The sequence below is a fragment of the Gammaproteobacteria bacterium CG11_big_fil_rev_8_21_14_0_20_46_22 genome, from assembly GCA_002796245.1.
In the GTDB taxonomy this organism is placed as follows: Bacteria; Pseudomonadota; Gammaproteobacteria; order UBA12402; family UBA12402; genus 1-14-0-20-46-22.
On the sequence record PCWT01000016.1, the window covers coordinates 83,446 to 92,940 of the forward strand.

Sequence of the window (9,495 nt, forward strand, 5' to 3'; positions counted from 1 at the left end):
TTAAGCGAACTATGCAAAGCCCTTGATTGATTATTCTTTCAGGGGCTTTTTTTTCTAATATCCAGGAGTAAAAGCTATGTATCAAACTGCAATTAGACAGGCTAATCAGCCTCAAATAATCCACCTTGAAAAGCAAGAATCCGGCGTATTAACTCACATAGAACTAAACTATCACGAGTTAATTTGTATTGAGCTTGCTTTGATAGGGTTTGAGGAACTTATTCACCAGATAGACCAACAAGGTTTAGATGTGTGTTATCGAAATAATATCATACCTTATGGTTTGATGGGTGTTAGCGTTGATCATTTAAAAGCGCAATTGCGTTATTTAAAGCATTGGGCAAATAAACCAGCCCTTAAAGATCAACTACGCTATGACGGGAAAAACACTGTGTCATGGTCATTTACCAGTTCTGAACTGGTAGACTGGCTACTCTGTGTTTGCCAATCTTGTATTAGCATCGATGCAATACTCATTAGAACCTATGATTCAGCAAGTGAAGAATATGCTGATTTTAAAACGCTGTATTTAGAGCATGACGAAGACCAGCGTTATACATTGGCTGACGATATGCAATATAGCAATATCAGCACTTGGCAACATTATTACAATGATATTGTCAACACTTGCCAATTAGGTTTGGTTAGGAAACTTGCGACGATTAAGCTGCAAGATTATCCGTTATTTCCAAAGTTTTCTCTCATTAACTAAACCCCATGCGGGAGGACACCTCTCGCTAATGGGTTGTGTCCTCTCTTTATTTTTAAATAAAAGGAGGATGTCACTATGACGATTAAATTTACTAAGCTAGTTATCGCCTGCGATGCGGGTATTCTTTTCAAAGAAAAAACAAGTGTTATGCCTATAAAAACCTCACGAGGTTATAGCGTAGTGCTTGAAGCTGACCAGTTGGATCGTTTGATCAGTGCTGCTCAAAAAGCAAAAGCGTTTCAGCAAGCGCAGTTACGAAAAAATAAAATAGCTGAAGCTCAAAGGCAGTCAACCTTGTTGATAAAAGCATTATCGCAATTACCTGTTGTTGAGCAAGCTAACTCAGTCTTTCGTGACTTGATCTGTCCTATGGCCAAGCAATGTTTTAGTCATCGAAACGGGAGCAATTAACATGAATCAATCCCAAGGCGTTAACTTTATATTTGATGTGCTTTTCCATGTTGTCATGGATAAGCACCCTAGTGTACGAGCTGAGCTTGAAAATCGGCTTGCGCATTTATATGCGAACTTTAGCTACTCTCAACAACAAGCCGTTGATGAGATATTTAGTTCGCTATTTAACCAATCATTTTCTGAATGCTTTAATTTGCCTACTCAAATGGGTGAGTTAACACAGAAGGAAATGATATTTTCGGTAAAGTATTCAAACCAGAATGCCTTGCCACCCTTGAAACAGAGCCATAGCCACTAGGTTGTGGCTTTGTTTTTTTTACTACTCAATAATAATAACTACTTAAAATAATAAATCGACCTACTTAAGTGGTGAGGAAACTGACTACTTAATTTTTGTGATTGACTACTTTTGCACCTTGGAGACGGCAATCCCTGCCGCCGGAGTGTCTTCCATGACGGTTGCCCAAGGTACAAACAGTTTAAATCATTTACTACTAACCGCCAAGGTGAAAACACGCCTTTGGCGGTTTTCTCCTTGGCTTTTTTAAGTTCAAAGGAGAAATAAAATGATTGAAAATCAGTGTAAAACGTTCTGCGATTGGATGAAAAACCAATTTAGCCACAATGAGTTGGCTGATCTTTCAAATTATGGTGCAGTTAATGGCTATGGTGGATTGATATACTACCATGAGACAACTGCATTATATAACAGATACCATGATGAAATTTGGGATATGTTAGAAGAAGATCGTCAATCGTTTGGAATGAAAAATTGCTCAGACGTTATAGCATCATTTAATGGTGCCGATGACGTTGCCAGCGATGAGCAATATAAAAACTTACTTGTTTGGTATGCAGCCGAGCGTATTGCCTATGAGATCACACAAGGTGAATACCTTGATGAAGATGATGAGGACGATGATTCGGATGATTCAGACGAGTCACTGTAACTGAAAAGATTTTTAATCTTTTTTTCTTAATGCCCACAGGGGAGGAATCCCCTGGGGTTTCTCCTTTGTATTTCTATAAAACTCAAAGGAGAGTTAATGATGAATAAATTAAACTGTGCACACAGTGATAAAGATAACTTTTATAGCCATAATTTTTTACGTCCATTTATTTTAACCAAAGATAATACATTTTGCGTTCAGCGCGAGGTGACCTCGGATGAGATTATTGAAGCGGCTAAAACGTTTCTTTATCAGAAGTTAAAAACATACACAATAAGCATTTCCAACTCAGATTCAGTTAGAGATTATTTAAGCTTAGAACTTGCATCTGAAAAATCAGAAGTGTTTTGCGTAATGTTTTTAACAAACAAAAATAAACTAATATGCTTTGAAAAAATTTTTCAAGGATCAATCAAAAGCGCTGAAGTTTTTCCTAGGGAAATTCTTCGGAGAGCAATTGAGCACAATGCTGCTGCTATTATATTGGCTCATAATCACCCATCTGGGGATTATGAGCCAAGTGACAGCGATGTTGATGTCACAGAAAAATTAGCAAAGTTGTTAAAGTTGATAGATGTTTCTGTTCTTGACCACTTCATTATTGCTGCTGATCAAGTTTACAGTTTTTACGAGCATGGATTTCGTAACTGGTAATTATTAATTACTTAAACGATTTTTTTGCTTTTTTCAATAACCCCGCAATTAACATGCGGGGTTCCTTTTTCATTTCTAGCCCGCACAACAAAGCTTTCAAGCTCTGAGAGCTTTGTTGTGCGGTATCTAGCATTTTTAAATTCAAAATCATAATAGAGGAACTTTCATGTCGAAAAACCTATCGATTATTATACCTTTATTTTTAGTTATTATTATTGATGCAATGGGCATGGCACTTGTCCTGCCTGTTGTTACATCATTAATGCTAAACACGCATAGTCCAATGCTACCTGCTGATACATCATTGTTTGCCCGCAATATTTTTTATGGATTAACCTTATTGCTATACCCGTTAGGTATGTTTTTTGGCGCACCAATTCTTGGTGATCTTTCCGACAGATTTGGACGTAAGCGAATCATTTTGACTTGTTTATTAGGCGCAGCCGTTGGTTATGTGCTTTCAGGATTAGGCGTTGCAATAACGAGTATTAGTTTGCTGTTATTCGGGCGTTTTTTCTGTGGATTAATGGCTGGAAGCCAGCCGATAGCCCAAGCAGCTATTGCTGATATAACAACAGGCAAGCAACGCACAATTACCATGTCATTTATTATTTTAGCGATTGCTCTGGGTGTTGTATTTGGGCCGATCATTGGCGGGTCACTTTCAAATTTACCACTAGCGCACGATGAAAACTATGTTGCACCGTTTCTAGTTGCGACATTACTTGCACTCATTAATTCGGCCTGGTTAAGGCGGTCATTCAATGAAACTTTTAAACCACAGCATCAAAACAAAATACAATTAACAAAAGGTTTTAATTTATTTTTATATGCGTTTAAAAATCCTGGGATTAGGACACTGGCGCTTGTTTTTTTATGCTTTATGCTGGGCTGGAGCCTATATTTTCAAAACCTACCTTTATATCTCACAAAACATTTTGGCTACACCAGCCTACAAGTAGGCTTGTTTATTAGCTTTATGGGCGTGTGTTTCTCCATTGCTTTAGGGTTGTTAACACGAGTCACTGTAAAGTTTATGAGCAACAAAGGTATAGCAATGCTAGGACTAGGCATTGCAAGTTTAGGTATTATTGCTTCGCTTGTTTTTAGACAAGCTGTAGACCAATGGATATGCGTTATACCCTCAGCCATTTTTGCTGCACTTGCATACAACGCCATTATCACCTCATTTACTGAGTTGGCCGATGAAAAACATCAGGGCTTAATGATGGGCGTTAGTGGCGCAGTATTTGCAGCTTCTTGGTCATTAACCGGGTTAATGACTGCGCTGATGAACTATTTAAACCCTGAAATCCCAACGTTTCTATCAGCAATACTCATGCTAAGCGGGTTGCTTGGCCTGCTGAAATTTCGTGTCCGCGCTATTCAAGCGATTTAAATCCCAAACCAAACCACAATCATAAACAGGAGCACATGCTATGTCACAAGCTGCGAGCCAAACAGAAAACAATACTCCATTAAACGAAGCAAGACTCAATGCCAATATTGAGTTACTTCGCCAATTTAAAGCTGGAAACCTTGAGGGGTTAAAATCATACACAGGCTTTGGCGGTCTGAGAACAGCTTTAAAGCAAGAGGCTATTCAAACTAATCTAGCTGATTTTTTAAAAATGGACGAACTAGAGCGCTTAAATAAAAGCACAAGTACGGGCTATTATACGCCCGATATTTTAATTGATTTTGTTTATGCTTTATTGAAAAAGCTCGGATTTAAGCAAGGAAAAATTTTAGAACCTGCCTGTGGGCACGGGGCTTTCTTTGAGCGAATGCCCGAAGACCTTCGTCAAAATAGCGATATTACAGGTGTTGAGTTAGAACCCCTAAGTGCCAACATTGCTCAAGCCTTATATCCTGACATTAAAATACTTAATCAAGGCTTTCAGCACTTTCATGAAAGCGAGTTTGACCTAATTATTGGAAACCCGCCTTATGCAACATTTTCAGTGTATGACAAGCAACATAAAGATTTGACTGGTTTGCTCATACACCATTATTTCATTGCAAAAAGTATTCGCCTGTTGAAAAACGGTGGGCTATTGGCAATGGTAGTGCCAAGTTATGTGCTTGATAAAAAGCATGGCCATTCACGAAAGCAAACTAGCGAGCTTGCCGAGCTGGTAGCTGCTTATCGACTACCTAATGATCTATTTGATGATGCGAAAGTTACTGTTGATGTGGTTATTTTTCAAAGAAAAGATTCACCTAATACAGACTGGGTAAACAGCGTGTTGCATACGCTAGATGATGGTACTCAAGATAGTATATCGCAATACTTTGCTGATCATCCTGAGAATATTGCAGGCGAGCTTGGCACTTATGAGGCTTATTCAAATTACTATGAAAGGCAAAGACGAGGCATGCGCTGTACGGCTAGCCAAGAGCAGTTAAAGGCTCGATTGCCTGAGTTCTTGCAAGCAGCGAAGCCGTTAGATTTATAAAGGCTTCTTTACTTTGAACTATCCATTTTAGCTTTAAAGAACAATGATAAGAGGTTCGTTATGAAAGACTATACACCGAATATTAAAATACCTGAATTGTTATCACAAAAAGACGCGGCTGTATTACTTTGTAAGCAGCCGCGTTGGTTAGAGCGTAGACGCACTGAGGGTGGCGGCCCACCATTTCGCTATATTGGGCGAACGCCTGTTTATGAAAAAGCAGAATTAATCGAGTGGATTAATTCGCTGCCCACCTATGAGAATACCGCTCAAACCAACCTTTAGTAATCACTGTAAGATTTAAACTCACCATTAATAATCGCGAGCAAACAGTTAGTTATTCGCTGCATAGGTTCTCTTAAACGCTCGGTTTCAGTGATGATGTATCCAGCCGTTACGTCGGATGACATCTTGTGATTAAGTAGGCGTTTAAGTGTATAAGCCGACAAATCTAATCCTTCTGCTGTGGTAATAAAGGTGCGGCGCAAGTCATGAATGGTAAATTTAATGGGTTTTCCATCCTTCATGTGCCGTTTACTTTCCTTTGATACACGGGCGATGACTTTATAAGGGTTAGAAAAAGGTGCCGTTCCATCGGCATTTGGAAAAACAAACTGACTGGTTGAGCTTTTTTTTAGTTTTTTAAAGTGATCATAAAGAAAGTCTGACATGGGTAGCACAAAGTCAAGATGGTTTTTAGTGTCATAAAAGTTTACGACCTTAGCGCCAAAATCAACATTGTGTTCCCAAGTAATAGGCTGCAATTCACCTTTGCGATCACCCATAAACAATGCAGCTATTAAATAATCACGGACGGTGGTAGCAATGCTACCTTTTCGATTATTGGTCAGGCTCATTACCGTTTTATACCACGCTGGAAGTTGCTCAATTTTAATGATTGATTTACGTCGGCGAGTACCATACCAGGCGCGTGTCTCAGATAGTATGTCAACCGGGTTAACTTTAATAATTGGTTCGTTTTTGCTGTCTTTGTACGCCGCTTTCGCATAATTAAAAATAGCGCGTATTAGCTTGAATGCGTTATCCGCACCCACAGGGGTGCGCTTCCCAATCTTAGAGTGTCTTGTTTCAACGTCTGAAGACGAGATGCTGGTCAGTGATTTCACTGACCAGTCTGAAAACTCTCTTTCCATAGTTTTTTTGTAATCAAACCGAGTGCGTTCCTTCATGCTTTTTCTTGCTGCAAGCATTGCGTCAAAAGCTTCTTGTAGGGTAGTGCCCACAATTTGCTCTCTTTTTTGCGCGTCTCTGGGGTCAATTCCTTCGGCAATTAGCCCCAGATACTTTTGGGCTTTTTTTCGTGCTTCATCGACTGTAAGGACACCGAGCTTGCCGATGATAATTCGATAGAGTTTGCCGCGAGACCTTTTGTCAACGATAAAGGTTTTTTCTCCTGTACTAGAGACCCGTACAGAAAAACCAATAAGGGTATGGTCGCGGTAAATTTTTTGAGTGTGCTTGCCATTTTTTGTTGGGGGGATAGGCATATTGTCTACATAAGACTTGGTTAGTTTTTTCATCACATTCTTGAGTATTTCTTCGCGTTTCATGTTCTTGGTTCCTATGGTACAATCGCTATAAGTTATTGATTTATCGCTAGTATAGCATCGTTTGTATACTTTTGAAAGCTTATTTCCCAATAGGATTTTATTGTATACTCTCTGTATACTAGCGAGCGTGGAACTAGGGCGGGATTCGGCGACGAATCTCGGTGAAGTTTAAATGAGGCTTTATATAAAACCCTTTAATAACAATTAGTTATGGGTGGTTGTGAAGCTGGGTGGGGATAAGGGAGTCAGTGGTTGAATCAAGGATGCTTAACTTTTAATCTATTGGTCGAAGGTTCGAATCCTTCACGACCCACCAGACATAAAAAGACACGCCAACGGCGTGTTTTTTTATGTCTGCATAATTTGTGCTGATTCGAACCTTCGACATCCTATTATTGGCAAGTTCGACTCATTCGGCAGGACAGCTGGGTAGCTACCGTCTTTGCGAGGAGCGAAGCGACGCGGCAATCTCCAGGTTAATGAGCCAGATTGCCACACGCACTGTCGTTCGTTGGAATGACATTGACGATGAAATGTAGTTAACCATTGGATTGAGTCTATAAAGCAAACGAAAGGAGCAGATTAATGCAGACAACATCAATTCCTAAAGAGTATGAACACACCTCACCTGCCGGCGCAGAAGTCAGAGTGTTAATGAGTGCTGAGCATGGTGGTATTGCCCACTGCACACTGAAAGACAAAGTCGTTTCTAAAGCCGTTCGGCATAAAACAGTGAGTGAGTTTTGGCACGTTTTATCTGGTAAAGGGGCTATTTGGCGTAGAAATAATCATGAAGAAAAAGTCACTCCACTTGAAGCAGGCATGACTATCGATATTCCTTTAGGCACAGATTTTCAATACCGAAGTGACGAAGGCGATTTAGTGTTTATTTGTGTCACCATGCCACCTTGGTCTGGTGCTGATGAAGCCAGCTATGTTGAGCAAGGCGCTTGGAAGCCGACGGTGAAATGAGAAAAGAGTATTTTTATGTTTGAGCTTAAGCAGCTAGGTACACGCATTGTTATCATTGGTTGCAGCAGTAGTGGCAAATCAACGTTAGCGAATTGCTTGTCAAAAAAACTCAATATTCCTGTTTTCCATTTAGACTTGCTGGCACATCATGAACAGACTAATTGGAAAAGACGCACAGATGATGAGCTTATTAAAGATCACAATAAATTGCTTGATCAGGGTGAATGGATTATCGAAGGCAATTACAGTATTTGTATGCCTGAACGTTTAAAGCTAGCAACGAGTGTTATTTGGCTTGATGCGAATGTTATTATAGCCGCCTGGCGATACATTCAGCGTTCCTTGTTCGCTGAGTCTGATAGAGTTGGAAAACTACCCGGCGCTAAAAGAGAATTAAGGTGGTTTATGCTAAAGTATATTTTATTTACTTATCCGAAGAATCGCACAAGGTATCAAGCTTTACTTAAAGCTTTTGATGGAATTGTTCTGAAGATACCAAATCTAGTAACACTTAAAAATTATTACCGACACTGGAAATTAAAATGCCTGGATTAGCACAACTCATTATCGTATTAGGTTCACCTAACTCTGATTCTGGTGAATTATCGGCTATAACCAAGTCTCGTTTAGATAAGGCGCTTGGATGCGGCTCCGGCACGATGTAGAAAAAACCCATAGTCAATAGACAGGATGGATGCGATACTTGCTCCGTTTTTTTGAAATGGAAATGCAAGGAGCAAGTAAATGCCGGTGAAAATAGTTTCTGAGGATGGTAAAAATTTAACGCTACAAGTAACGGTAGATATTTCTGGTTCAATGCTGGAAGCAGAGGAAAAGATAATGGCGGCCTGTAATGCAGTTGGTACGCTCACTACAGAAAAAGCCTTATCTCAGTTCGACACAGATGGCACGCCCATAAAAATGGGCGAAAAAAAATACACGGCGAAGGCCAAGGAAAATAAGCGTTATGAAACGCCGTATGGATCGGCATGTGTTCAGCGTTATGTTTATCAACCATCCTGTGGAGAAGGAAGAACACATGTTCCATTTGAGACAAGTGCGTGCATTGTTCACAGTGCCACACCTAAATTTACAAAAATGTTATCGCATCAATATTCATCATGATTTGGATTATATAGAGAAAATCGTTTAGTCTACTTCAATAATAGCCAAAGAGCACTGCTTTGAAGAACAAGCTCACTTTTAAGGTAACCATTAAACCGAATGCCAAAGAGAGCAAGATCTTAGGCATTCAAAATGATGCAGTTAAAATTGCTTTAAACGCGTCGCCTGTCAAAGGGAAGGCAAACAAAGCATTAATTATTTTATTGGCGCAAGTATTTGGGGTTAAGCAGTCACAGGTTGAAATCTTGAGAGGCGATATTTCTCGTATAAAGCAGGTGAGCATCATGGATTCTCAAAAAACATTAGAAGAAGTGATGGCGGTGATTGATAAGAAATTTTAGATGGTGTATGGCCGGCTTTAAAAGAATACTTTGAGCGTTGGCTGGATTGATCGGCGTTAACTGCCGCATAGGCAGCTTATGCAGGCCAATTCTCCTCATCCTGTAAAACTGGCCGCCTAAATTTTCTTGAGAAAAATGTAGCCTGGATTAGCGCGAAGCGCGTAATCCGGGGGGAATTTCCCGGGTCACGACCCGGGCTACAAAAATATGGCGAGCAAAGTTTATTTATTTTTCTGCAACGCGTTGCGAAACTTAGCGACTTCAGAAAGACTCAAGTTCAGCGCTTTGGCCACAAAT

13 protein-coding genes are annotated in these 9,495 nt (G+C 39.9%); 12 read left to right on the forward strand and 1 reads right to left on the reverse strand.

What is annotated here, in order from left to right:
* Window positions 1–76: 76 nt before the first annotated feature.
* The 8 genes from COV52_01985 (at window position 77) to COV52_02020 (ending at window position 5,474) form a co-directional block, all read left to right on the forward strand.
* On the forward strand, window positions 77–712 hold the full coding sequence (locus COV52_01985; protein PIR11885.1) for a hypothetical protein: 636 nt from the start codon (window positions 77–79) through the stop codon (window positions 710–712).
* A gap of 75 nt (window positions 713–787) precedes the next feature.
* A complete protein-coding gene (locus tag COV52_01990; GenBank protein PIR11886.1) occupies window positions 788–1,123 on the forward strand; it encodes a hypothetical protein in 336 nt (111 codons plus the stop codon).
* Between the two features lies 1 nt (window position 1,124).
* On the forward strand, window positions 1,125–1,424 hold the full coding sequence (locus COV52_01995; GenBank protein PIR11887.1) for a hypothetical protein: 300 nt from the start codon (window positions 1,125–1,127) through the stop codon (window positions 1,422–1,424).
* 268 nt (window positions 1,425–1,692) lie between these two features.
* A complete protein-coding gene (locus COV52_02000; protein PIR11888.1) occupies window positions 1,693–2,076 on the forward strand; it encodes a hypothetical protein in 384 nt (127 codons plus the stop codon).
* Between the two features lie 96 nt (window positions 2,077–2,172).
* The gene (locus COV52_02005; protein PIR11889.1) at window positions 2,173–2,730 is read left to right on the forward strand and encodes a hypothetical protein; all 558 of its coding nucleotides are present in this window, start codon (window positions 2,173–2,175) and stop codon (window positions 2,728–2,730) included.
* A 166-nt stretch (window positions 2,731–2,896) separates the two neighbouring features.
* Window positions 2,897–4,129, forward strand: coding sequence for a hypothetical protein (locus COV52_02010; protein PIR11890.1), 1,233 nt, complete (start codon window positions 2,897–2,899; stop codon window positions 4,127–4,129).
* Between the two features lie 40 nt (window positions 4,130–4,169).
* Window positions 4,170–5,189: a hypothetical protein gene (locus COV52_02015; protein ID PIR11891.1), complete on the forward strand. Its 1,020-nt coding sequence runs from the start codon at window positions 4,170–4,172 to the stop codon at window positions 5,187–5,189.
* Window positions 5,190–5,249: 60 nt separating this feature from the next.
* Window positions 5,250–5,474 carry a DNA-binding protein gene (locus COV52_02020; GenBank protein PIR11892.1) on the forward strand — a complete coding sequence of 75 codons (225 nt, stop codon included), beginning with the start codon at window positions 5,250–5,252 and terminating at the stop codon, window positions 5,472–5,474.
* Here COV52_02020 and COV52_02025 read toward each other — a convergent pair.
* Entirely contained in the window at window positions 5,471–6,760 is a 1,290-nt protein-coding gene (locus COV52_02025) for an integrase (GenBank protein PIR11893.1), read from the reverse strand. The two genes, COV52_02020 and COV52_02025, sit on opposite strands and share 4 nt — an antisense overlap.
* A 585-nt stretch (window positions 6,761–7,345) precedes the next feature.
* Between COV52_02025 and COV52_02030 the strand changes: the two genes are divergently transcribed.
* From COV52_02030 to COV52_02045, 4 genes are all read left to right on the forward strand, one after another.
* A complete protein-coding gene (locus tag COV52_02030; GenBank protein ID PIR11894.1) occupies window positions 7,346–7,732 on the forward strand; it encodes a cupin in 387 nt (128 codons plus the stop codon).
* 15 nt (window positions 7,733–7,747) lie between these two features.
* Window positions 7,748–8,287, forward strand: coding sequence for an adenylate kinase (locus tag COV52_02035; GenBank protein ID PIR11895.1), 540 nt, complete (start codon window positions 7,748–7,750; stop codon window positions 8,285–8,287).
* 189 nt (window positions 8,288–8,476) lie between these two features.
* Window positions 8,477–8,857 carry a hypothetical protein gene (locus COV52_02040; protein PIR11896.1) on the forward strand — a complete coding sequence of 127 codons (381 nt, stop codon included), beginning with the start codon at window positions 8,477–8,479 and terminating at the stop codon, window positions 8,855–8,857.
* Window positions 8,858–8,916: 59 nt separating this feature from the next.
* Window positions 8,917–9,198 carry a YggU family protein gene (locus COV52_02045; protein ID PIR11897.1) on the forward strand — a complete coding sequence of 94 codons (282 nt, stop codon included), beginning with the start codon at window positions 8,917–8,919 and terminating at the stop codon, window positions 9,196–9,198.
* The last annotated feature ends 297 nt before the right edge of the window (window positions 9,199–9,495 follow it).

Coding starts and splice junctions, on each gene's coding strand:
- COV52_02010 (PIR11890.1), top strand. CDS start 2,897: ATGTCGAAAAACCTATCGATTATTATACCTTTATTTTTAGTTATTATT.
- COV52_02000 (PIR11888.1), top strand. CDS start 1,693: ATGATTGAAAATCAGTGTAAAACGTTCTGCGATTGGATGAAAAACCAA.
- COV52_01990 (PIR11886.1), top strand. CDS start 788: ATGACGATTAAATTTACTAAGCTAGTTATCGCCTGCGATGCGGGTATT.
- COV52_02015 (PIR11891.1), top strand. CDS start 4,170: ATGTCACAAGCTGCGAGCCAAACAGAAAACAATACTCCATTAAACGAA.
- COV52_02035 (PIR11895.1), top strand. CDS start 7,748: ATGTTTGAGCTTAAGCAGCTAGGTACACGCATTGTTATCATTGGTTGC.
- COV52_02025 (PIR11893.1), bottom strand. CDS start 6,760: ATGAAACGCGAAGAAATACTCAAGAATGTGATGAAAAAACTAACCAAG.
- COV52_02040 (PIR11896.1), top strand. CDS start 8,477: ATGCCGGTGAAAATAGTTTCTGAGGATGGTAAAAATTTAACGCTACAA.
- COV52_02020 (PIR11892.1), top strand. CDS start 5,250: ATGAAAGACTATACACCGAATATTAAAATACCTGAATTGTTATCACAA.
- COV52_01985 (PIR11885.1), top strand. CDS start 77: ATGTATCAAACTGCAATTAGACAGGCTAATCAGCCTCAAATAATCCAC.
- COV52_02030 (PIR11894.1), top strand. CDS start 7,346: ATGCAGACAACATCAATTCCTAAAGAGTATGAACACACCTCACCTGCC.
- COV52_01995 (PIR11887.1), top strand. CDS start 1,125: ATGAATCAATCCCAAGGCGTTAACTTTATATTTGATGTGCTTTTCCAT.
- COV52_02005 (PIR11889.1), top strand. CDS start 2,173: ATGATGAATAAATTAAACTGTGCACACAGTGATAAAGATAACTTTTAT.